20 protein-coding genes are annotated in these 22,881 nt (G+C 66.0%); 5 read left to right on the top strand and 15 right to left on the bottom strand.

What is annotated here, in order from left to right:
- Positions 1-33: 33 nt before the first annotated feature.
- Positions 34-1,458 carry an aspartate ammonia-lyase gene (locus tag IG194_RS13930; protein ID WP_009614250.1) on the top strand — a complete coding sequence of 475 codons (1,425 nt, stop codon included), beginning with the start codon at positions 34-36 and terminating at the stop codon, positions 1,456-1,458.
- A gap of 463 nt (positions 1,459-1,921) precedes the next feature.
- On the opposite strand, the gene IG194_RS13925 is transcribed toward IG194_RS13930, so the two are convergent.
- The 9 genes from IG194_RS13925 to gbcA all read right to left on the bottom strand — a co-directional run bounded on the left by IG194_RS13925 (position 1,922) and on the right by gbcA (position 12,926).
- Complete coding sequence (locus IG194_RS13925) at positions 1,922-2,221, bottom strand: cell division protein ZapA (protein WP_009614251.1); 300 nt, start codon at positions 2,219-2,221, stop codon at positions 1,922-1,924.
- Positions 2,218-2,448 carry a hypothetical protein gene (locus tag IG194_RS13920; RefSeq protein ID WP_009614252.1) on the bottom strand — a complete coding sequence of 77 codons (231 nt, stop codon included), beginning with the start codon at positions 2,446-2,448 and terminating at the stop codon, positions 2,218-2,220. The genes IG194_RS13925 and IG194_RS13920 overlap by 4 nt, the downstream gene beginning before the upstream one ends.
- Before the next feature lie 261 nt (positions 2,449-2,709).
- Positions 2,710-3,483 carry an electron transfer flavoprotein subunit beta gene (locus tag IG194_RS13915; RefSeq protein WP_043270269.1) on the bottom strand — a complete coding sequence of 258 codons (774 nt, stop codon included), beginning with the start codon at positions 3,481-3,483 and terminating at the stop codon, positions 2,710-2,712.
- A 78-nt stretch (positions 3,484-3,561) separates the two neighbouring features.
- Positions 3,562-4,794 carry an electron transfer flavoprotein subunit alpha/FixB family protein gene (locus IG194_RS13910; protein WP_058488004.1) on the bottom strand — a complete coding sequence of 411 codons (1,233 nt, stop codon included), beginning with the start codon at positions 4,792-4,794 and terminating at the stop codon, positions 3,562-3,564.
- A 307-nt stretch (positions 4,795-5,101) separates the two neighbouring features.
- Positions 5,102-7,084 carry a dimethylglycine demethylation protein DgcB gene (dgcB, locus tag IG194_RS13905; protein ID WP_058488003.1) on the bottom strand — a complete coding sequence of 661 codons (1,983 nt, stop codon included), beginning with the start codon at positions 7,082-7,084 and terminating at the stop codon, positions 5,102-5,104.
- 103 nt (positions 7,085-7,187) lie between these two features.
- Entirely contained in the window at positions 7,188-9,248 is a 2,061-nt protein-coding gene (gene dgcA / locus IG194_RS13900; protein ID WP_058488002.1) for a dimethylglycine demethylation protein DgcA, read from the bottom strand.
- Between the two features lie 74 nt (positions 9,249-9,322).
- A complete protein-coding gene (locus IG194_RS13895; protein WP_009614265.1) occupies positions 9,323-9,853 on the bottom strand; it encodes a DUF5943 domain-containing protein in 531 nt (176 codons plus the stop codon).
- 105 nt (positions 9,854-9,958) lie between these two features.
- Positions 9,959-10,936, bottom strand: coding sequence for a dipeptidase (locus IG194_RS13890; RefSeq protein ID WP_058071622.1), 978 nt, complete (start codon positions 10,934-10,936; stop codon positions 9,959-9,961).
- A gap of 700 nt (positions 10,937-11,636) precedes the next feature.
- The gene (gbcA, locus tag IG194_RS13885; protein ID WP_009614269.1) at positions 11,637-12,926 is read right to left on the bottom strand and encodes a glycine-betaine demethylase subunit GbcA; all 1,290 of its coding nucleotides are present in this window, start codon (positions 12,924-12,926) and stop codon (positions 11,637-11,639) included.
- Positions 12,927-13,373: 447 nt separating this feature from the next.
- Here gbcA and gbcB point away from each other — a divergent pair, with 447 nt between their 5' ends.
- The 4 genes from gbcB to IG194_RS13865 all read left to right on the top strand — a co-directional run bounded on the left by gbcB (position 13,374) and on the right by IG194_RS13865 (position 17,293).
- The gene (gbcB, locus tag IG194_RS13880) at positions 13,374-14,477 is read left to right on the top strand and encodes a glycine-betaine demethylase subunit GbcB (RefSeq protein WP_009614271.1); all 1,104 of its coding nucleotides are present in this window, start codon (positions 13,374-13,376) and stop codon (positions 14,475-14,477) included.
- Positions 14,478-14,778: 301 nt separating this feature from the next.
- Positions 14,779-16,065 carry an NAD(P)/FAD-dependent oxidoreductase gene (locus IG194_RS13875; RefSeq protein WP_058488001.1) on the top strand — a complete coding sequence of 429 codons (1,287 nt, stop codon included), beginning with the start codon at positions 14,779-14,781 and terminating at the stop codon, positions 16,063-16,065.
- 60 nt (positions 16,066-16,125) lie between these two features.
- Positions 16,126-16,908: an NYN domain-containing protein gene (locus tag IG194_RS13870; RefSeq protein ID WP_009614275.1), complete on the top strand. Its 783-nt coding sequence runs from the start codon at positions 16,126-16,128 to the stop codon at positions 16,906-16,908.
- A 64-nt stretch (positions 16,909-16,972) separates the two neighbouring features.
- Positions 16,973-17,293: a DUF2845 domain-containing protein gene (locus tag IG194_RS13865; protein WP_058488000.1), complete on the top strand. Its 321-nt coding sequence runs from the start codon at positions 16,973-16,975 to the stop codon at positions 17,291-17,293.
- 125 nt (positions 17,294-17,418) lie between these two features.
- On the opposite strand, the gene IG194_RS13860 is transcribed toward IG194_RS13865, so the two are convergent.
- The 6 genes from IG194_RS13860 to IG194_RS13840 all read right to left on the bottom strand — a co-directional run bounded on the left by IG194_RS13860 (position 17,419) and on the right by IG194_RS13840 (position 22,655).
- A complete protein-coding gene (locus IG194_RS13860) occupies positions 17,419-18,720 on the bottom strand; it encodes a HipA domain-containing protein (RefSeq protein WP_058487999.1) in 1,302 nt (433 codons plus the stop codon).
- A complete protein-coding gene (locus IG194_RS13855) occupies positions 18,720-19,007 on the bottom strand; it encodes a helix-turn-helix domain-containing protein (protein ID WP_058487998.1) in 288 nt (95 codons plus the stop codon). The genes IG194_RS13860 and IG194_RS13855 overlap by 1 nt, the downstream gene beginning before the upstream one ends.
- A gap of 340 nt (positions 19,008-19,347) precedes the next feature.
- Positions 19,348-19,980 carry a DUF2931 family protein gene (locus IG194_RS13850; RefSeq protein ID WP_058487997.1) on the bottom strand — a complete coding sequence of 211 codons (633 nt, stop codon included), beginning with the start codon at positions 19,978-19,980 and terminating at the stop codon, positions 19,348-19,350.
- Positions 19,981-19,999: 19 nt separating this feature from the next.
- On the bottom strand, positions 20,000-20,632 hold the full coding sequence (locus IG194_RS13845; RefSeq protein WP_058487996.1) for a DUF2931 family protein: 633 nt from the start codon (positions 20,630-20,632) through the stop codon (positions 20,000-20,002).
- Positions 20,632-20,940: a hypothetical protein gene (locus IG194_RS32780; protein WP_225617200.1), complete on the bottom strand. Its 309-nt coding sequence runs from the start codon at positions 20,938-20,940 to the stop codon at positions 20,632-20,634. Before IG194_RS32780 ends, IG194_RS13845 begins: the two co-directional genes overlap by 1 nt.
- Entirely contained in the window at positions 20,937-22,655 is a 1,719-nt protein-coding gene (locus tag IG194_RS13840; RefSeq protein ID WP_225617225.1) for a PAAR domain-containing protein, read from the bottom strand. Before IG194_RS13840 ends, IG194_RS32780 begins: the two co-directional genes overlap by 4 nt.
- Positions 22,656-22,881 lie beyond the last annotated feature (226 nt).

Below are 22,881 nucleotides of genomic sequence, written 5' to 3'. Positions count from 1 at the left end.
CGCTGGCCGTGTTCTCCTGAGAAAAATCTCATCATGTCCCCTGTTGCATCGTTCCGCATCGAGAAAGACCTCCTCGGCACCCTCGAAGTACCTTCTGACGCCTACTACGGCATCCAGACCCTGCGCGCTGTGAACAACTTCCGCCTTTCCGGTGTGCCGCTGTCGCACTACCCGAAGCTGGTCGTCGCCCTGGCGATGGTCAAGCAGGCCGCGGCCGATGCGAACCACAAGCTGGGCCACCTGCCCGGCGAGAAACACGCCGCCATCAGCGAAGCCTGCGCTCGCCTGATCCGCGGTGACTTCCACGACCAGTTCGTGGTGGACATGATCCAGGGCGGCGCCGGTACCTCCACCAACATGAACGCCAACGAGGTGATCGCCAACATCGCCCTGGAAGCGATGGGCCACGCCAAGGGCGAGTACAAGTACCTGCACCCGAACAACGACGTGAACATGGCGCAGTCGACCAACGACGCCTACCCGACCGCCATCCGCCTGGGCCTGCTGCTGGGCCACGACACCCTGCTGGCCAGCCTCGACAGCCTGATCCAGGCCTTCGCCGCCAAGGGCGAGGAGTTCGCCAACGTCCTGAAGATGGGCCGCACCCAGCTGCAGGACGCGGTGCCCATGACCCTCGGCCAGGAATTCCACGCCTTCGCCACCACCCTGGGCGAAGACCTCGACCGCCTGCGCCGCCTGGCCCCGGAACTGCTGACCGAAGTGAACCTCGGCGGCACCGCCATCGGCACCGGCATCAACGCCGACCCCGGCTACCAGCACCTGGCCGTGGAACGCCTGGCCGCCATCAGCGGCCAGCCGCTGAAGCCGGCCGCCGACCTGATCGAGGCCACCTCGGACATGGGCGCCTTCGTGCTGTTCTCCGGCATGCTCAAGCGCACCGCGGTCAAGCTGTCGAAGATCTGCAACGACCTGCGCCTGCTCTCCAGCGGCCCGCGCACCGGCATCAACGAGATCAACCTGCCGCCGCGCCAGCCGGGCAGCTCGATCATGCCGGGCAAGGTCAACCCGGTGATCCCGGAGGCGGTGAACATGTGCGCCTTCGAGATCATGGGCAACGACCTGGCGCTGACCATCGCCGCCGAGGGCGGCCAGCTGCAGCTGAACGTGATGGAGCCGCTGATCGCCTACAAGATCTTCGACTCGATCCGCCTGCTGCAACGCGCCATGGACATGCTGCGCGAGCACTGCATCACCGGCATCACCGCCAACGTCGAACGCTGCCACCAGCTGGTGGAGCACAGCATCGGCCTGGTCACCGCGCTGAACCCGTACATCGGCTACGAGAACGCCACCCGCATCGCCAAGGTGGCGCTGGAAACCGGCCGTGGCGTGCTGGAGCTGGTGCGCGAGGAGAAGCTGCTGGACGAGGCCACCCTGGCCGACATCCTGCGCCCGGAAAACATGATCGCCCCGCGCCTGATCCCGCTGCGCGCCTGATCCACCGCCCGGCGCGAGCCGGGCACGACTCACCGGTCGAGGGGCAGTACCCGCCTCTCACCCTTCAGGGATGGGCTATCCCCCGTCCCTTCTTTTATGCCCGGCGCGACGGGACTTCCCGCAGCGCCATGTCTCACCGGTCGAGAGGATATTCAGCCCTCTCTCCATTCATAGGGACGCCACGGATTGTGGTGTCCCTTTTTTTTTCGCCTGGGGTTTGGGGGTGGCTGCTGCTTTTCGTAGGAGCGAGCTTGCTCGCGAACGGGGCTGGCCGGTGAGAAAGAGCACCCTCTCCCTAACCCTCTCCCTGAAGGGAGAGGGGACCGTACGGTGTCTGCGGATATTCTGGAGTCAGCCGGCGAGCGGCATATCTTCCGCGGGCACGGCCTGGCCCCCTCTCCCTTCAGGGAGAGGGCGGGGGGAGAGGGGCTCTATTCCCGAGCACCAAGGCCCAGGGCAAAGATCAATCCTGCGCCTGCAAATGCGCACGAATACGCCGATTGAGCGCCGCAAGACGCTCCACCGCACGTTCGTCACCCTCTTCAGCCTCCCCCCGCGGCGCCAGCTGGCGGGCGCACAGGTTCAAGGCACTGAGCAGCAACAACTCGTTGCTGGTGACGTAGGGGAATTTCTGCTTGGCGGCGGCGATCTCCGCCTGCAACAGGGCGGCGGCCTCCTGCAGGGCGCGCTCCTCGCCGGCCGGCGCCTTGACGCTGTAGTCGCGGCCGAGGATGCGCAGGACGCGCACGCCGTCGTCGCTCATGCGCTGGCGCGGCTGTCGCTGACGCGGCGGACCAGGGCCTGCAGGCGCACGGCAGTGGCGTTGTGCTTCTCTTCCTGCTCCATCAGCTGCAGTTGCAGGGCGTCGTTGTCTTCGCTGGCCTTGCCGAGGCTGTCGCGCAGTTGGGCGTTGTCGTCGGCCAGTTGCTTGTTCTGCTGCAGCAGCTCAGCCACCAGTTGTTCGAGCTGTTCGATAGTGCTGTCGAGCATGGGAGTCTCCGAGGCCGTGGTAAAGGTCGCGGAGGATAAAGAAAAGTCGCCTGTGCGGCCAGGGAAATACACGCTTTCCTGACGGAAAGTATGCTGTCAATTCAATAGCTTAGACGCTGAATTTCGTGAGCTTTCAGCGACTTGGCCGCGGGTGGAACTTCCGTAGGATGGGTTGAGCTTGCGATACCCATCGCCGCGGCCTGATGGGTATCGCTTCGCTCAACCCATCCTACGAAGAGCGCATCGACGCAGCCGGCAAGTTCAGCGGATCACGCCTTCCTCGCGCAGCAGCTTGAAGATGGCTTCGGCGCCGGCCTCCGGGGCCAGGTCCTTGAGCACCTGGCCGGTGCCGCCGGAGGCCTTGGCGGTGGCGGCCTTCATGCGTTCGGCGCCGGTCTTGGCCTTGATCACCTTGAGCCGCTTGGGCCGCGGGCGCGCCGGTTGCAGGCTGCCGGCGGCGAGCAGGTCGTCCTCGACGACCTCCACCTCGTGGGCCTCGATGAAGCCACGGCGGGCCGGGCCGAAGGCGCTCTGGCGCGCCACCGGGGCGGCGTTGTCGACGCTGGCGACGAAGGGCAGGCGCACCTTCAGCCGGCGCCGCTGGCCACGCGGTAGGGCCTGCAACACCTGGGCGCTACCGCCCTCGACCTTTTCCACCTCGGCCAGGCCCACCACCAGCGGCCAGCCCAGGCGTTCGGCGAGCAGGAACGGCAGCATGCCGGAGCCTTCGCCGGTCTCGGCCTGGCTGCCGGTGAGCACCAGTTGCGCGCCGGCGCCGCCGAGGTAGTCGACCAGCGCCGGCAAGGCGTCGGCGCCGGCTGGTTGTTCCAGCACCGCCAGCTCGTCCAGGCCCATGCCCAGGTAGCTGCGCAGCGCCTCTTCCTGCGGGTTGCCGGCGTGCAGCACCTGCAGGCGCTTGCCGGCCAGGCGCAGGCCCAGTTCGACGGCGCGGGCATCCTGCTCGGCGCGGCGGGCGCGGCCGGAGGCGGGGTGGGCACCGATGGAGACCAGGGTGACGATGTTCAGGTCGGTCATTGTTCGTACCTATGGATAAGGACCAGCACCGTGCTGCGCTCTTGCTTGAAGCCTACAGCTTGAAGCTTGCAGCCGCTTTCAAGCCGCATCCCGCGCCCCTCCCTGCCGGTACTCCTCGGCCAGGCGGACCAGCGCCTGGAGAATCGCCGTGGAATCGCCAATCACCGAAAGGTCGGCGCGTTTGATCATGTCGCAGCCGGGGTCCATGTTCACCGCCACCACCTTGTCGCAGGCGCCGATGCCCTGCAGGTGCTGGATGGCGCCAGAGATGCCCACCGCCAGGTAGACCCGCGCGGTGACCCAGGTGCCGGTGGCGCCGACCTGGCGGTTGCGCGGCATGTGGCCGTCGTCCACCGCCACCCGCGAGGCGCCTTCGGTGGCGCCCAGGGCCGCGGCGGCGCGGTGGAACAGGTCCCAGTCGCGCACGCCGTTGCCGCCGGAGAGGATGAACTCGGCCTCGGCCATGGGAATCTGCGCCGGGTCCACGGCCACCGGGCCAAGGTCCTCGATGCGCGGCAGGTTGCGCGCCACGCCGCCTTCCAGGGCGACCGGGCGGGCCTCGTGGCGCGTCTCGCTGACCGGCTCGGCGCACTCGGCGGCGGCCAGGATCAGGCGCGCCAGCGGCCGCTGCAGGTCCTGCTGGCCGGCGCCGGCGCGGCCGATGCAGCGCTCGCCCTCGGCCTGCCAGACGCGGGTGGCCGGGCGCTCGCCAAGGCTGGCGGCCAGGCGCCGACCTAGTTCGCCGCCACCGGTGCGGCTGTCGGGCAGCAGCCAGTGGCGCGGCACGAACTGGCCGTCCACGGCGCGCAGCGCCAGCACTCGCTGTTCCGGGGCGTAGCCTTCGTATTCGTCGCCCTCGACCTGCAGCAGGCGGTCGACGCCGGCGGTGTCGAAGGCGCTTTCCTTGTGTTCGCCGAAGACGATGGCCAGCACCGCGCCGCCCTCGCCGGCGAGCTTGCGGGCCAGGCCCAGCAGGTCGCGATCGTGGCTGGAGAGGCGGCCGCCGACCATGTCCGGCACCACGGCGATGTAGAAGGCCGGCTGCTCGATGACCTGCAGCGGCAACTGCACCACTTCCGGCGCGCTGGAGCGCTTGCCGGCGGTGCCCTGCTGGCCGCCGGAGCGGTCGATGCGACGAATACCGTTGGGGCCGATGAAGCCGACGGCATGGGGATTCTTGCGGATCAGGCCGTTGGGCCCCATCCAGCGCACCTCGCCGCCCTGGGCGGACTGCATGGCCGCGTGCAGCGGGTGCAGGCGGTTGCGGGCGATCCACTCGGCGCGTGGGTCGCGGCGGATGATGTCGCTCATGACAGAACCTCCAGCGAGCCTGGGCTTTTCGTAGGAGCGAGCTTGCTCGCGAACGGGCTGGCATCGAGGCTCGGGCCGCCCTCTCCCCCCGCCCTGGCTGCGCGCCCCGCTCCGAAGGGAGAGGGAGCTGTTCGTGCTGCCCTGTAAGAAACGGTGCGTGTGGTCAGTCCAGCGCAGCGGATGAGCCGGCTAAAGCCATGGTTCGCCGTGGCACGGACGGTCCCCTCTCCCTTCAGGGAGAGGGCTAGGGAGAGGGCCTGCGGACTCACAGTCAACACAGGACCCAAAGGGAGGAATACCGCTCTCATCAATGCACCCCCACCACTTCTTCCCGCTTAACCGCCGCCGGCTTTTTTGCCGGCGCCTCCGCACTCTCGATCAGCACCTCCGCCACCAGCTCGGCGATGTCCCTGATCTCCGGCCGCGGCGCCACCACGCCTTCGAGCATCGCGGTGCACTGCGGGCAGCCCACGGCCACCAGTTCGGCGCCGGTTTCCTTGATGTCGACCATGCGCATGTCCGGAATCCGCTGCTTGCCGGGGATGTCGGTGATGGGCGCGCCGCCGCCACCGCCGCAGCAGCGCGAGCGGAAGCCGGAGCGTTGCATCTCCTTGACCTCGATGCCGATGGCCTTGAGCACAGCGCGTGGTGCTTCGTACTCGCCGTTGTAGCGGCCCAGGTAGCAGGGGTCGTGGTAGGTCACGCTGTCGGCCTTGCTCTGGCCCAGTTGCAGCGCGCCGCTCTTCACCAGTTCGTCGATGAAGGTGGTGTGGTGCAGCACTTCGTAGCTGCCGCCCAGGGCGCCGTATTCGTTCTTCAGCACGTGGAAGCTGTGCGGGTCGCAGCTGACGATGCGCTTGAAGCGGTACTGCGCCAGGGTGGCGATGTTGCGTTTGGCCAGGCTCTGGAAGGTCGCCTCGTCGCCCAGGCGGCGGGCCACGTCGCCGCTGTCACGCTCTTCCAGGCCGAGCACGGCGAAGTCGACTTTCGCCGCCTTGAGGATCTTCACGAAGGCGCGCAGGGTGCGCTGGTTGCGCATGTCGAAGGCGCCGTCGCCGACCCAGAACAGCACGTCGGCCTGCTTCTGCTCGCTCATCAGCGGCAGGTTCAGGTCGGCCGCCCAGTTCAGCCGGCCGCCGGGGGCGAAGCCGCCGGGGTTGTCGGTGGCGATCAGGTTCTCCAGCACCTCGGCGCCCTTGTTCGGGGTGGCGCCCTTTTCCAGGGTGAGGTGGCGGCGCATGTCGACGATGGCGTCGACGTGCTCGATCATCATCGGGCATTCCTCGACGCAGGCGCGGCAGGTGGTGCACGACCACAGCGTCTCGGCATCCACCAGGGCCTTGCCTTCCAGCGCGACTATGGGCAGGTGCGGGCCGCCGCTGTGTTCGCCCAGAGGCTTGCCGGGATAGGGGCTGCCGGCGAACTTGGCATCGTTGCCGCCGGCCAGGCCGATGACCATGTCCTGGATCAGCTTCTTCGGGTTCAGCGGCTGGCCGGCGGCGAAAGCCGGGCACATGGCCTCGCACTTGCCGCACTGCACGCAGGCGTCGAAGCCGAGCAGCTGGTTCCAGGTGAAGTCGGTGGGTTTTTCCACGCCCAGCGGGGCCATGGGGTCGCTGAGGTCGAGGGCCTTGAGGCCGGTGGAGCGGCCGCCGCGCCCATCTTTTCTGGAGAACCGTTCGGCGCGACGGTGCCAGGCCAGGTGCAGGGCGCCGGCGAAGGCGTGCTTCATCGGCCCGCCCCAGGTCATGCCGAAGAACAGCTCGGACACGCCCCAGGCCACGCCGATGGCGAGGATGGCCGCCAGGAACCAGCCACCGAAACCTTCAGGAAGAATCCCGGCCACGGGCAGCGTGGCGATGAAGAAGCTCGCCGAGAACATCAGCAGGCTCTTGGGCAGGCGCATCCACGGGCCCTTCGACAGCCGCGACGGTGGGTCGAGGCGGCGCTTGGCGACGAACAGCGCGCCGCCGAACATCAGCGCCGTGGCCGCCAGCAGGGCGAAGCCGAGAATCCGGCTGTGCAGGCCGAAGCCGTGCACGACGATGGCCAGCAGCGCCGCCAGGACGAAGCCCCCTGCGGTGGCCACGTGGGTCCTGGACATGTACTTGTCGCGCTCGACCACATGGTGCAGGTCCACCAGGTAGCGCCGCGGCATGGCCAGCAGGCCGCCGAGCCAGTCGACCGGAGCGGGCCGCCCGCGGCGCCACATGGCGAAGCGCTTCACGGCGCCCAGCACGGCGAGTGCCAGAGCGGCGAAGAGCAGGAGGGGAAGAATGATATTCAGCATTGCAGCTCACCCGGTTGGGGGAGCCGGAAGCTGGAAGCTGGAAGCTGGAAGCGGTTCGGGCCGCCCTTCGCTTCCAGCTTCAAGCCTCCAGCTTCAAGCTTCTTTAAAAGTCCTTGCACAACCGCAGCGCGTCGTAGATCGCCGCGTGGGTGTTGCGCTGGGCCACGCAGTCGCCGATGCGGAACAGCAGGTAGCCGTCGCCCGGCTCGCTGAGGCACGGCTGCGGCTTGATCGCGAACAGCGCCTCGACGTCGATCTGGCCCTTGTTGCGCGAGCCCTGCTTGAGCGCGTAGTACAGGCTCTCGTCCGGGCGCACGCCGTTCTCCACCACCACCTGGTCGACCACCCGCTCCTCTTTCGCGCCGGTGTATTCGTTCTCCAGCACCGCCACCAGCTTGTCGCCCTCGCGGTAGACCTTTTCCAGCATCAGGTCGCCGGTCATGATCACTTCCTTGGGGTACATGCTGCGGTAGTAGGTGGGGAAGGTGGTGCCGCCGATGGCCACGCCGGGCTTGATGTCGTCGGTGACGATCTCCACCAGCGCGCCCTTGTCGGCGAGGAAGTCGGCCACCGACATGCCGCTGAACTCGCAGATGGTGTCGTAGACCAGCACGTTCTTGCCGGGCGCCACCTTGCCGTCGAGGATGTCCCAACTGCTCACCACCAGGCCCTCGGCGGCGCCCCAGTGTTCGTTCTGTTCGAGGAACGGGTGGCCGCCGTTGGCCAGCACCACCACGTCCGGGCGCAGGTCGAGGATGGTGTCAGCGTCCGCCGCGGTGCCCAGGCGCAGGTCGATGCCCAGGCGCGCCAGCTCCAGCTGGTACCAGCGGGTGATGCCGGCGATCTGGTCGCGCTGCGGCGCTTTCGAGGCGGTGGTGATCTGCCCGCCGAGCTGGTCCTTCTTCTCGAACAGGGTCACGTCGTGCCCGCGCTCGGCCGCTACCCGCGCGGCCTCCATCCCGGCCGGGCCGCCACCGACGACCACGACCTTGCGCTTCACGCCGGTGGTCTTCTCGATGATGTGCGGCACGCCCATGTATTCGCGGCTGGTGGCGGCGTTCTGGATGCACAGCACGTCCAGGCCCTGGTACTGGCGGTCGATGCAGTAGTTGGCGCCGACGCACTGCTTGATCTGGTCAACCTGGCCCATCTTGATCTTGGCGATCAGGTGCGGGTCGGCGATGTGCGCGCGGGTCATGCCGACCATGTCCACGTAGCCGCCTTCGAGGATGCGCGTGGCCTGGTTCGGGTCCTTGATGTTCTGCGCGTGCAGCACCGGCACGTTGACCACTTCCTTGATGCCCGCCGCCAGGTGCAGGAAGGGCTCCGGCGGGTAGGTCATGTTGGGGATGACGTTGGCCAGGGTGTTGTGGGTGTCGCAGCCGGAGCCGACCACGCCGATGAAGTCGAGCATGCCGGTGTCGCTGTAGTACTTGGCGATCTGCTTCATGTCCTCGTGGGACAGGCCGTCGGGGTGAAACTCGTCGCCGCAGATGCGCATGCCGACGCAGAAGTCGTCACCGACCTCTTTGCGCACGGCCTTGAGCACTTCCAGGCCGAACTTCATGCGGCCCTCGAAGGTGCCGCCCCATTCGTCGGTGCGCTTGTTGACGCGCGGGCTCCAGAACTGGTCGATCATGTGCTGGTGCACGGCGGACAGCTCGACGCCGTCCAGGCCGCCTTCCTTCGCCCGGCGCGCGGCCTGCGCGTAGTTGCCGATCACCCGCCAGATCTCTTCCGGCTCGATGGTCTTGCAGGTGGCGCGGTGCACCGGCTCGCGGATGCCCGAGGGCGACATCAGCGTCGGCCAGTTGAAGCCGTCCCAGCGCGAGCGGCGGCCCATGTGGGTAATCTGGATCATGATCTTGGCCCCATGCTTGTGCATGGCGTCGGCCAGGTTCTGGAAGTGCGGGATGATGCGGTCGGTGGACAGGTTCACCGAGCTCCACCACTCCTGCGGGCTGTCGATGGCGACCACCGAGGAACCGCCGCAGATGGCCAGGCCGATGCCGCCCTTGGCCTTCTCCTCGTAGTACTTCACGTAGCGCTCGGTGGTCATGCCGCCGTCGGTGGCGTAGACCTCGGCGTGGGCGGTGGAGAGCACGCGGTTGCGGATGGTCAGCTTGCCGATCTGGATCGGCTGGAACATTGCCTCGAAAGCCATTGCGGCATCCTCACTGGATCAGAGGTTTCTTGTTGTGGTGGCGGCCGGCGGGCCGCCTGTGCCGAAGTCGTGGATCAGAGCGGCTTGACGATGAACAGGCCGTCGTCGTGGCCGTCTTCCGAACCGCTGTAGACCTGCTCAGCCACGGTGCGGATGCTGCTGCCGCGGGCCTGGAGAATCTGGTCCATGGCGCCGGCGAACCAGCCGGTGAACATGTAGTCGACCTTGCGGTTGACCTTGCCGTACACGTACACGAAGGCGGAGTGCTTCAGGCGCACCTGGGCGGTGCCCTTGTCGAGGTCGATCTGCTCGATCTGGAACAGGCCCCAGCCACGCTGCGACAGGCGCTTCATGTAGTGCTCGAACACCGCCACGCCTTCGATGCCGTGGCATTCGGCCTCTTTCTCGCACCAGTGCCAGGCGGACTTGTAGCCGGCCTTGTAGAGGATTTCGGCATAGCGCTCGGCGCCCAGCTCCTCCTCGATGCCCATGTGGTTGTTGACGAAGAAGTGCCGCGGCACGTAGAGCATCGGCAGGGCGTCGGTGGTCCAGACGCCGGTTTCGCTGTCGACTTCGATGGGCAGTTCGGGGGCGTGTTTGGCCATGGTTCGGTTCTCGGAATCCGGTTGATGATCTTGGCCGGCGGGGCGCCGGCATGGTGGGTATCGCTGCGCTCCACCCACCCTACGAAGGAAGTCGGCGGCCCGGGCTCACTCGCCCCAGACGTCCGCCAGGACGCGCACCCAGTTCTCGCCCATGACCTTGCGCACCACGCGCTCGGGCATGCCGCGCTTGAGCAGCGTTTCGGTGAGGTTGGGGAACTCGCCCACGGTGCGGATGCCCAGCGGGTTGATGATGGTGCCGAAGCGCGTCAGGCGGCGGGCGTAGCCCTTGTCGTGGGTCAGGTACTCGAAGAAGTCCTGGCCATGGCCCTGGGTGAAGTCGGTGCCGATGCCGATGGCGTCCTCGCCGACGATGTTCATCACGTACTCGATGGCCTCGGCGTAGTCGTCGATGGTGGCATCCACGCCCTTGGCCAGGAACGGCGTGAACATGGTCACGCCGACGAAGCCGCCGTGGTCGGCGATGAACTTCAGTTCCTCGTCGGACTTGTTGCGCGGGTGCTCTTTCAGGCCCGAGGGCAGGCAGTGGGAGTAGCAGACCGGCTTTTTCGATTCGAGGATGACTTCCTCGCTGGTCTTGCTGCCGACGTGGGACAGGTCGCACATCACGCCGACGCGGTTCATCTCGGCGACGATCTCGCGGCCGAAGCCGGAGAGCCCGCCGTCGCGCTCGTAGCAGCCGGTGCCGACCAGGTTCTGGGTGTTGTAGCACATCTGCACGATGCCCACGCCCAGCTGCTTGAACACCTCGACGTAGCCGATCTGGTCCTCGAACGCGTGGGCATTCTGGAAGCCGTAGAGGATGCCGGTCTTGCCCAGCTGCTTGGCGCGGCGGATGTCGGCGGTGCTGCGCACCGGGATGACCAGGTCGCTGTTCTCGCGGATCAGCTTGTTGCTGGCGACGATGTTGTTCACCGTGGCCTGGAAGCCCTCCCACACGGACACGGTGCAGTTCGCGGCGGTCAGGCCGCCCTTGCGCATGTCCTCGAAGAGTTCGCGGTTCCACTTGGCGATGATCAGGCCATCGATGACGATGCTGTCGGCGTGAAGTTCGGCTGGGCTCATCTGGCGTCTCTCTATATCAGGCAAGGCTTGTCAGGCTTGGCGCACCGGGGCTTGTGCCGGCGCTTTGGGGGCAGCATATCCCCGGGTGGCGGGGCGGCCCGGTTCGAAAACGACCAGGGTCGTACCGAAAGCGTCAAGCCGGCGACATGCGCGACACCGAAGGCGTCGCGGGCGGGCATATGGGTATGAGGGGGGCGGTTTAGAGAGCTTGGGGGAATGAGGGGGGAAGGCTTTTCGTGGGACGATGGCTTTTCGTAGGAGCGAGCTTGCTCGCGAACAGTGCTCCCCGGCGGCTCTGGTGTGTTGGGTTGACTCCGCTCCCTCTCCCCAGCCCTCTCCCTGAAGGGAGAGGGGGCTTGTCCGTGCCGAGATGAGCATGGCTTTAGCCGGAAACTGCAGAGCTGCCGGCTGACTCTGAAATATCCGAGCACTCCGAACGGTCCCCTCTCCCTTCAGGGAGAGGGTTAGGGAGAGGGTGCTCTCAAACCCTGCACCTGCAGCTCCCGGCAAACACCGTTCGCGAGCAAGCTCGCTCCTACGAAAAGCGCCGAACCCTCAACGATTCCGCCAGCAAGCCACCAGGTTCCACACCATCAACCCGCCGACCACCACCGAACTGCCATAGAACAGCAGACTATCCACGTTCTCCCCTCCGAAATGCAGGCGCCCCCAGTGAAGGGGGCGCCGGGTGGACCTGGGCTTACTCGTGGGCGACCAGCCGCGCGTGGGCGGACTCTTCGCCGAGGTTGTTGAGCATCCGCTCGCTGTACCAGTCGAGGAAGTTGATCACGCCGAACTCGTAGGTCTTGGAGTACGGGCCCGGCTGGTAGGCGGTGGAGTTGATGCCGCGCTGGTTTTCCTCGGCCAGGCGGCGGTCCTGGTCGTTGGTGGCGTCCCACACTTCGCGCAGGCGCTGCACGTCGTAGTCCACGCCTTCCACCGCGTCCTTGTGCACCAGCCACTTGGTGGTGACGACGGTTTCCTGCGCGCTGATCGGCCACACGGTGAAGACGATCAGGTGGTCGCCCATGCAGTGGTTCCAGGAGTGCGGCAGGTGGAGGATGCGCATCGAGCCCAGGTCCGGGTTCTTGATGCGGCCCATCAGCTTCTTGCTGCCCTGCTTGCCGTCCATGGTCATGGACACGGTGCCGTCGAGCAGCGGCATGCGCACGATGCGGTTGCGCAGGCCGAAGCTGGCATGGGCGTAGGGGATCTTCTCCTCGTCCCAGGCCTTGGTGCAGGCGGCCACCTGGTCCTTGAACGCCTGGCTCGCGCGCGGGTCGGTGACGTCGTCCCACTCCAGCAGGGTCTTCAGCAGCTCCGGGTGCGAGCCGTTGCAGTGGTAGCACTCGCGGTTGTTCTCGAGCACCAGCTTCCAGTTGGCCGCTTCGCGGATGGTGGTCTGCACGGCGACCTTGGTGTTCTCCATGTCGTATGGCTCCATGTAGTGCTCGAGCGTACGCAGGAAGTCGTCGATGGCCGGCGGGTTCTCGGCCAGGGAGATGAAGATGTAGCCGCCGGCGGTCTTCACGTTCACAGGCTTGAGGCTGTAGTCCTTCATGTCGAAGTCGGCGCCCATCTCGGTGCCGGCGAACAGCAGGCGGCCGTCCAGCTCGTAGGTCCACTGGTGGTAGGGGCACACCAGCTTGGCCACCTTGCCCTTGTCGCTCACGCACAGGCGCGAGCCGCGGTGGCGGCAGACGTTGTGGAAGGCGTGGATCTTGCCCTCGGCGCCGCGCAGCACGATGACCGGGTTGTCGCCGATCTGCAGGGTGAGGAAGTTGCCCTTGGCGGGGATTTCGCAGGTCATGCCGGCGATCAGCCATTCCTTCTGGAAGATCTCCTGCATGTCGAGCTTGAACAGGCGCTCGTCGTTGTAGAACGGCTGCGGCAGCGAGAAGGAATGGTCGCGGGTGCGCAGCATCTCGGCGGTGGCCTTGCGGGCCGGTTCCAGCGGATCGCCCAGACTCAGGGTGGTAGTGACGTCCATCGGTTGGTCCTCATGCCGCGCCGGGAATCGGCGGCGGCGAAATTGGGTGGCTGATACGGTTCGACGCTACGCAAGGTGGCGTTCACGGCCTTCGGCACTCCGGTGGCTCCGGAATCCCGCCCTGCCGATGGGCGGGGCCCGCGGCGGCGGGCGTGAAGGTCAGGCGCTCTGGTGGATTACCTTCGTTTCGGCTGGGGGCAGTGTGCGTCCGGGCCTTTGCGGTGCCTTATCCATGGGCGACACGACCGCATCCGTTTCCGACCTGGCAGCCCCCGCCCCAGGCGGCAGGTCGCGATAAGCATGCAAATGTCGCTGGCAGGTAAGTGGGGGGAACGGGGCGTGCGCACAATCGGCCCCATCAGGCATGCCGAAAAGGCCGGGGCGAGCGTCCCCGCCCGGCGCTGCCCCATTCGGCCGGGAAACGGCCTGCGTGCGCGGAGAGACACCATGTCGACGAGCAACTTCCTCAACCCGGTGAACACCCAGACCTGGACCAACGGCCGCCACCTGGTGCGCTGCGTCAAGGCCATCCAGGAGACCTGGGACGTACGCACCTTCTGCTTCATGGCCGACCAGCCGATCCTGTTCTTCTTCAAGCCCGGGCAGTTCGTCACCCTGGAGCTGGAGATCGACGGCCAGCCGATCATGCGTTCCTACACCATCTCCAGCTCGCCCTCGGTGCCCTACAGCTTCTCCATCACCATCAAGCGGGTGCCCGGCGGCAAGGTTTCCAACTGGCTGCACGACAACCTCAAGGAAGGCGACGTCGTCCCGGTGCACGGCCCGGTGGGCAACTTCAACGCCATCGACTTCCCCACCGACAAGGCGCTGTTCCTCTCCGGCGGCGTCGGCATCACCCCGGTGATGTCCATGGCGCGCTGGTTCTTCGACACCAACGGCTCGGTCGACATGGTCTTCGTGCACAGCGCGCGCACGCCGAAAGACATCATCTACCACCGCGAGCTGGACCACATGGCCTCGCGCATCGCCAACTTCAAGGTCCACCTGATCTGCGAGAAGTACGAGATGGGCGAGGCCTGGGCCGGCTACCGCGGCTTCCTGAACAAGGCCATGCTGCAGCTGATCGCCCCGGACTTCCTCGAGCGCGAAGTCTTCTGCTGCGGCCCCACGCCCTACATGCACGCGATCAAGCGCCTGCTCGAAGCCGAAGGCTACGACATGTCGCGCTACCACGAGGAAGCTTTCGGCCCGACGCCGCCGGAAGTCCGCGAGGAAGTGAAGGAGCTGGCCGCCGAAGCTGCCGAGGCCCCGGAAATCCCCGCCGCCGACCTGAACAACGTGGAATTCTGCGAAACCGGCAAGAGCATCCGCGTGGGCCCCGGCGAAACCGTCCATGCCGCAGCAGCCAAGCTCGGCCTGCATATCCCGAAAGCCTGCGGCATGGGCATCTGCGGCACCTGCAAGGTGATGAAGCGCTCCGGCGAAGTGGAGATGGAGCACAACGGCGGTATTACCGACGAGGATGTGGCCGAGGGCTACATCCTGTCGTGCTGCAGCGTGCCGAAGGGGGATGTGGTGATCGAGTATTGAGTGCGCTCGGGTAGGCCGCGGCGCGAGGGTTCGAGCCCGTTCCCTCTCCCTGAAGGGAGAGGGGACCGTTCGGAACGCGCTGATGTTTCGGCGTTAGCCGGCTTGTACCGAGCACCCGGCTGATACCAAATCCTTTCTCGGCACTGACAAGCCCCCTCTCCCTTCAGGGAGAGGGTTGGGGAGAGGGCGCTCTAAACCCCAAGCTCCAGTCCCCCAAGGAATCCCAACCCGAAGATTTTTCAATTGCCCTCCCCGCCCCAAGGCTAAACACTCGTTCAACAGCTCATGGGACGAGTCCGCCATGCCCACCTTCACCCAAACCTACTACGAAGCCACCTCCGCAAAGCCGACCTACCCCACCCAGACCGGCCGCCTCGACACCCGCGTGTGCATCCTCGGCGGCGGCCTGGCCGGCCTCAACACCGCCTTGGGCCTGGCCGAGCGCGGCATCACCGACGTGGCGCTGCTGGAATCGCACTACGTGGGCCACGGCGCCTCGGGCCGCAACGGCGGCTTCGTCTTCGGCGGCTACAGCCTGGGCAACGCCGACCTGCTCGCCACCCTCGGCGCCGAGCAGGCGCGGCGGCTCTACCACCTGACACTCGAAGCGGTGGACCTGATCCGCCAACGCGCGCGCCAGTACGCCATCGACTGCGACCTGGTGGACCAGGGCGTGATCCTCGCCAACTGGTTCAACGACCCCTCGCGCCTGGAAAAGCCCCGGCGCCTGATGAAGGAAGCCTACGGCGTGGACTGGGAACCCATCACCCCCGGCGCGCTCCGCGAACAACTCAAGACCGACCGCTACTTCGGCGGCCTGCTGGAACGCAACGCCTTCCACTTCCACCCGCTGAAATACGTGCGCGGCGTGGCCCGTGCCACCGCCGACCTGGGCGTGCGCATCCACGAAAGCTCGCCAGCCCTGGGCATCGAAAAACGCGACGGCCGCTTCGTCGTGCGCACCGCCGGCGGCGAAGTGCACGCCGAACAGGTGGTGTTCTGCGGCGGCGGCTACGCCCGCGGCCTGTACCGGCCCATCGAACGCGCCGTGCTGCCCATCGCCACCTACGTCATCGCCACCGAGCCCCTGGGCGAGCGCCTGCAGGACGCCATCGCCTGCCAGGCCGCGGTCTACGACACCCGCTTCGCCTTCGACTACTACCGCCCGCTGGCCGACGGCCGCATCCTCTGGGGCGGGCGCATCTCCATCCTCGACCGCGGCCCGGAGGCCATCGCCGCCCTGCTCAAGCGCGACCTGACGCTGGTTTATCCACAACTGGCCGAGGTGAAGGTGGACTACGCCTGGGGCGGCCTGATGAGCTACGGCCGCCACCAGATGGCGCAGATCGGCCAGGACGAAGCCGGCATCTGGCACGCCATCGGCTTCGGCGGCCACGGCATGGCGCCGACCACCGTGGCCGGCGAAGTGCTGGCCGACGCCATCAGCGGCGCCGGGGCGGTGCCGCCCGGCTTCGCCCGCTTCGGCCTGACCCACGCCTTCGGCCTCGCCGGCCTGCTCGCCGCCCAGGCCACCTACAGCGCCTACGAGGCCCGCGACGCCTTCGACAGCCGCCGTCTCAACGGCTAGGGCTGGTGCCCGGAGCGCTGCCGGTCTAAGGTCGATGCAAATTTCCAGATCGGAGCCCCCATGGCAATCAAGACCACCCCCAACCGCCAGCAGACGCACCTGGCCGTGCTGATCGACGCCGACAACGCCCCCGCCGCCATCGTCGAGGGCCTGTTCGAGGAAATCGCCAAATACGGCGTGGCCAGCGTCAAGCGCATCTACGGCGACTGGACGCAGCCGCAACTGGGCAAGTGGAAGCAGGTGCTGCTCGACCACTCCATCCAGCCGATCCAGCAGTTCGCCTACACCAAGGGCAAGAACGCCACCGACAGCGCGCTGATCATCGACGCCATGGACCTGCTCTACACCCGCCGCTTCGACGGCTTCTGCCTGGTCTCCAGCGACAGCGACTTCACCCGCCTGGCCGCCCGCCTGCGCGAGGAAGGCCTGATGGTCTACGGCTTCGGCGAAAGCAAGACGCCCGACCCCTTCGTGCGCGCCTGCGACAAATTCATCTACACCGAAATCCTCCGCGCCGACCCGGTGACCCCGGCCGAACCTACCGAAACCGGCCAGCCCCAGGAACCCAAGGCCCCCGCCGCCAAGCCCAAGCCCCAGCGCGTGCCGCTGGACTTCATCGCCAAGGTGCTCGACGACATCGCCGACGACGAGGAAGACTGGGTGCAGCTCGGCGCCCTCGGCCAGAACATCAGCAAACTGCGCCCCGCCTTCGACCCACGGCTGTACGGCTTCAAGAAACTCAGCGACCTGATCAAGGGCCACCCCAAGCGCTTCGAACTCCAGGCCCGCGGCGGCAGCAACAGCGGCGGCAAGGACCTGTACGCGCGCAACGTGCGCAAGTGAGCCGCGTCAAAGGCCCGGGCCGGAGCGAACCGGTATGCTAAGGCGGTCATCGAGGAGGAAAACCATGACCGCCCTACCCCGCAGCCTCTTCGCCGCCCTGCTGCTAGGCCTGGCCCTGTGCGCCAGCGCCCAGGCCTCGACGCTGCGCTGCGGCACGCAACTGATCAACGAAGGCGACAAGATGGACGTGGTGCTGGAGAAGTGCGGCGCGCCGGCGAAACGCGAAGTGATAGGCCCCCTCCCACCCCGCCGCGGCCCGGATGGCAAATTCATTCCCGGCGGGCCGACCTTCGAAGTCTGGACCTATCCCCCACAGAACGGCGCCACCCGCGTGCTGCGCTTCCGCGAAGGCATCCTGATGCTGATCGGCACCGAGTTCCGCTGAGCACCAGCTCTTCGTAGGATGGGTTGAGCGAAGCGATACCCATCGCCACGACAGCATGGGTTTCGCAAGCTCAACCCATCCTACAAAGAGCGCCTCGGCGCAGCCTGCAAGACAGCGAACCGCCCTTACCCCAACCGCGCCGCCATTTCCGCAATGACAATCGTCACCACGGCCCGCAGCAAGCGAAGCTCACCGGCCAGCGTAGGACGCAGTTCAGGACGAGCGGCCGACAGTTCCTGGTTCTCCCGCTCGACCTCCGCCAACAGCGCCTGCGCCTGCTCCTGCACGGCCCTGGTGAGCCTTGCCACATGCTCGCGCGCCGTAGCCGGCTTGATGCCCATGGCCTCTCCGGCAGCCACCAGCAGCGCCCCATCGATCTGTTGCAGGCGATCGATACCGAGAATCGGCCAAGCCATCGCGGCCTGCTGCGGCCAGCGCTCCTGCTCGAATGCCCGAGTCCCGTAGACAGCCGTGCAAAGCAGATCGTAGAAAGGCGCCAGGCTGAACCCCCGGCGCGTGACCAGCAGGCTCAGGTTCTTCAGGTGCGCATCCTCGTTGCCCACCAGCACGTTGAATACCAGCCAGCGGAACAAGCCCAGGCGCGCCCTCACCGAAGGCCGGCTATCGCTGGCGATCTCGCGCAGACGCTCGATGCTGCCCTGGTTGTACTTGAAGGCGCGGTCCAGGCCGAGCAACTGACAGGCATCGATGCAATGCAGGCGCTCCCAATCGTCCTCCACCTGGCGGCGGTCGAAACGCTGCACCAGATACACCGGCTGCGGCACATAGCGCCGATGCACAGCGGGTACCTCCAGCCCGATGCGCGCGGCCAGTGTCATGACGAACCACTCGTTGACCACCGAATGCGCCCAAGCCGGGTCCGGATGATCGGGCTTAAGGATATGCGTAGAAGGCGTGCTGCCAACCGGCTCGAACAGATCCCGCCCATCGAAGACGACGGCAACTTTGTGCTGTGCCCCCGCCAGCGACATGCGCTTGGCCGCGCGCTCGGCCAGCGGCATCTGGGGCATCTGCTCGATACGCCGGGACAGCTCCGTATCGGGCAATGCACGCAACTCACCAGGAGCCGGCGATTGCCCCGGCGGCAGCAAGGTGAGCGACCCCGCCGACTCTGCGCCGAAGTGCTCCAGCAGGCCAAAGGCATCCGCCTCCGCCAGGCGCGCCGCACCCGCCAACAGGCGACGCTGGCCCTCCTCCGGGAGCAGATTGTCGAAATACCACTGCACCGGGCGCTGGCTCGCACCATCCACATGAGGCTCGCCACGAAGTGGTAGCCCCGGGCACAACGGATAGGCCTCGGGCGTATCCAGCCACTCGCGGGAATAGGTGAACGCCCAGACGCCGTTGTTCTCCTCCAGGGCGCCGACGCGGGTCTGGTTGATCCAGGCATCCAACTGCCGGGCCATCAGTCCTCCTTACCGCTCTCTGCCTTGTGGATAAGCCGTTGCAGCTGCGCCCGGGTCGAGTCCGCATACTCCTCCGGCACCTCGACGCAGACCTGCAGGCCAAGCTCCTGCAGCACCTGGAACAGCTTGCCCCACTGCACACGCTCCGCACCGCGCTCGACCTTGCCGAGGAAGTTCTCGCTCACACCAATGCTGCCGGCGGCATCGTCCTGACGCAGGTTCATGGCCTTGCGGCTTGCTCGCACCAGCAGTCCGAGGGTGGCAGGTGAGTCGATATCGACCTTCATGGAGAATCCTCATGATTGTGAGGATTATGTCAGCACCAGAGCGATGGCCCTATAAATCCTCACGACTGCGAGGATTTTAGTCAGCTGCTGTGGATATTCAAGAGAATCCTTACGATCGTGAGGATTAATGTGCAGCGGTCACGAGCTGTTCGCGAGCAAGCTCGCTCCTACACCCACATCGGAAATATCACCGTGTCCCGGCCAAAGGCCGCTCCCTATCCTGCCCCGGTCACGGCGGGCGCCGTGACCGGGTTTGGCGACCCAAGGAAGTAGGTGGCGGCACTCGCGAACCACCACACGCCACGGTACAAGGCTTTTCATCAGGCATCCTTCCGGCTGGCTACCAGCTGCCGTAGGGAATGCCATGTTTATCGATATACGCCTTCGAGGCTTCGGAAAGCGGTCGGTGTTTACCGCCTGAGGTGCCGTTATAAGGTCCCTTGAGCTCGACTTCGGCTTGGGCTCGCAGGATTTCGATACTTTCGCCGCAGGTACTTCTCACCCAGCCACGCACCACCCCGCCAGGGGCCAAGCCGATGACCAGAGCTTCTCGGTAAGCGCTGTAGGGGCAGGCGGGCTCAAGCTTCTCGACCATCAACTGACGAGCCCGCTCCGGAATGTCGAGGGTCACCCGATAGGTCTGTGGCTCAGCCAGGGATTGCCAACGCACGAAGATGCGCTTGGGGAGATCCGCGTTGTCAACATTGCGACCAGCTCCCCAGTTGCGTCTCCACACCTTGGGCTGCCCACTGTCGTCATCCGGCACATGCACTGCCACGACTCCGCCACCCATATGGGGAAAGAAGCGGCCACGGATATCCTCCACATCCGCCGTTTCCACCCACACTTCCATATAGTCCGGCGCCAGGAAGCCCAACCGCCAATACCGGTAGGGCAGGTCACCGGCGCCCTTGTCGGCTTGGGCGCAGCCGCCCAGTAGCGCCAGACACAGCGTCAGTACCAGACTTTTCATCAGGCATCCTTCCGGCAGGCTACCAACTGCCATAGGGAATGCCATGTTTGTCGATATAGGCCTTCGAGGCTTCGGAAAGCGGTCGATGTTTACCGCCTGATGTGCCGTTGTAGGGGCCCTTGGGCTCGACTTCAGCCTGGGCTCGCAGGATTTCGATACTTTCGCCGCAAGTACTTCTCACCCAGCCACGCACCACTCCGCCGGGGGCCAACCCGATAGCCAGGGCCTGGCGGTATTGCATGGTTTTGCAAGGTGGATCGAGTTTCTCGACCATCAACTGACGGGCACGCTCCGGAATGTCGAGGGTCACCCGATAGGTCTGCGGTTCGGCCAGGGATTGCCAACGCACGAAAATGCGCTTGGGGAGGTCCGCGTTGTCGACATTGCGACCAGCCCCCCAGTTGCTCCTCCACACCTTGGGCTGCCCACTGTCGTCATCCGGCACATGCACTGCCACGACTCCGCCACCCATATGGGGAAAGAAGCGGCCACGGATATCCTCCACATCCGCCGTCTCCACCCACACTTCCATATAGTCCGGCGCCAGGAAGCCCAGGCGCCAATACCGGTAAGGCAGATCACCAGCGCCCTTGTCGGCTTGGGCGCAGCCGCCTAGCAGCGCCACGCACAGCATCAGTACAAAGCTTTTCATCAGGCATCCTTCCTTGGTGGCTGGTCGGCATAGCGAGCGCGGCCGCCATCGGCCGGGCGGTTGGGGAATACCACATCGACACGGCTAGTGCCCTGACCAATTTCCGCATTCCAGTTCGAAGACTGGTGAATATAGCGCTGACGCAGAAGCGCCTCTTGTTCAGGTGCAAGCCGGCCACTGCCGCGCCTAGCCCAGTCGATCAAGGCGGTGCTGATAGGCTGCAACTCCTCGGGCAACGACAGCGAGTCATCGCTTTCATCAATGAAATCCAACGGCACCCCCGCCTCCCGCGCCAGCGCATGCATCACCCGCAAATAAACCCGCGACAGGTGACCACGGACCCGGCGCCGCAGCAGCGGCGCCGCAGCAGCGGCGCCGCCAGTATATATTTCATGCTATCGCGCCGGTCGCCGCTGTAGGGCGCATAGTGCTCCCAGACGTCGGTCGTCAGGCTGGCTGAATCATCCTGCGGGTCGAGAAGGTCGGCTCGCTGAAGGTAGGCCGTGGCTTGTTCGGCATTGCGGTAGGCGAGGGTTCGCTGCGCCGGGGTATCCCGGCTGACCCAGTCGCAGAGCGGACGTCCCAGGTAGAGGCTTTCCTCCATCTCCGGCGGGTAACCGCCGCCGAGATCGGAGTGGGCGCCTGGCAGGCTGAGTTCCTGGAAGGGCGCGCTCACGCGGCTGAGCGGGAAGTTGTAGCGGTGTTCGTCGCGCGCGGTGAGGTGCACCACATGCTCGGCACAGCCCCATGGCAGGTAGAGGTCCACTTCGCCATTGAGCGCATCGCCGGGCACGCCCCAGGCGCCCAGGCCGCCCACCGAGAGCACGGTATCGAACAGGCCGATGAAGGTGATGCGCACATCGGTACCCAAGGCAAAGCCCGGGGCGAAGGCCTGGCGGTTGTTCTGGACCAACTCGCCGAGCGGACCCTGCTCAGCCTTGAGTACCTGGTTAACGAAATGTCGGGCTGCGGCCGCTCCTCGACTGAAGCCGAAAAGATCCAGCTCAACGTTTTCAATGACATGGCCGGTGTTGTTCTGGTTAAAAGCTTCAATTACCTGAGTAAGTGTAATAAAAGCCTCTTCAACCTTCGCCAACACACCAGTAGAACCACGCCCCAACGCTTGGCCGGGCAGAAGCGTATCCGGTTCCCCGGTGCGCGTACCTATGCCAGTGACATAGACGCGGGCCATTACACTACCGCTCTTTGGAATGGGGTCAGCGTTGTACAACTCATGCATCCGCCAAACATTGCTCACATCGTTGGCATAGCTGCTATCGGGGTCGAGTTGATAGCGCTTGCAGCGCTCGTAGACCCCACGGGCCGCCTCGTCGTCGAGCTGTTGCGCGGCGGCGCGGCATTGCTTGCCGACTTCGCTGTTCGCGGCGTTGTTGCCGGTGCCGTCGAAACCGATGAACACCCGCAGGCGGAGGCGCTGGCGGGTATCGGCTTCGAGCTCCTCTTCCTCCTCCTCTTCTTCCAGCACCTGCGGAAGCTCGTCGGGTGGGTTCGCGGAGGGAGTTGCCGAGCGGGCCATCGCGCTGGGCGCGGCCATTGCACCGGCGCCCGGCAGAGGCGCGGGCGGCGTGAAAGGCGCGGGGGTGTGCTGCTGGCCGATGATCACGCTGCCAGAACCACCGATGACCACGCCGCCGTGGCTGTCGATACTGCCCTGGACTACGGCGGGCCGGCCATTGATCAGGACGTTGGGAATGACCTGGCCGCTGATGGCGGCGCCACAGGTACAGACGTCGCCCTGGCGCGCGGCCAGCAGGCCGTCGAACTGGACATCGGCAGAGCCACTGGCGATGGCCGACCTGCCACATCGGGGGCAGGCGACGGCATCGGTGAGACGGGCAGCGGGTTTACCGGTCATGGGTGTCCCCTTTTCTCCATGAAAAGGAGGACGTTGATTGCCCCCTCGCGCCCCGACAACCAGATCACTCTTAATCTGGTGTACGAAATATTTGTTCCATCCCGAGACTTTTTCGACGACAAACGAGAGGAACAGGCCTCTGCTCATCAGCAAGCCCACTCCTACGATCCCATCAGAAATATCACCATATGCGCTCCACCGGCCGCTCCCTATCCTGCACCGGTCACGGCCAGTGCCATGACCGGGTTTGGCGACCCAAGGAAGTAGGTGGCGGTACTCGCGGGAACAGTTGCTGCTCTCGCTACCCGCAAGCACGCAGTGTTTCTGCACGCTCAATGGCAGATCGCGCGGGGAGACCTTCGGGTCTGCCGGT

It is taken from the genome of Pseudomonas sp. ADPe (assembly GCF_014843515.1).
Lineage (GTDB): Bacteria > Pseudomonadota > Gammaproteobacteria > Pseudomonadales > Pseudomonadaceae > Pseudomonas > Pseudomonas citronellolis.
This window is presented reverse-complemented; position numbering and strand designations above follow the sequence as displayed.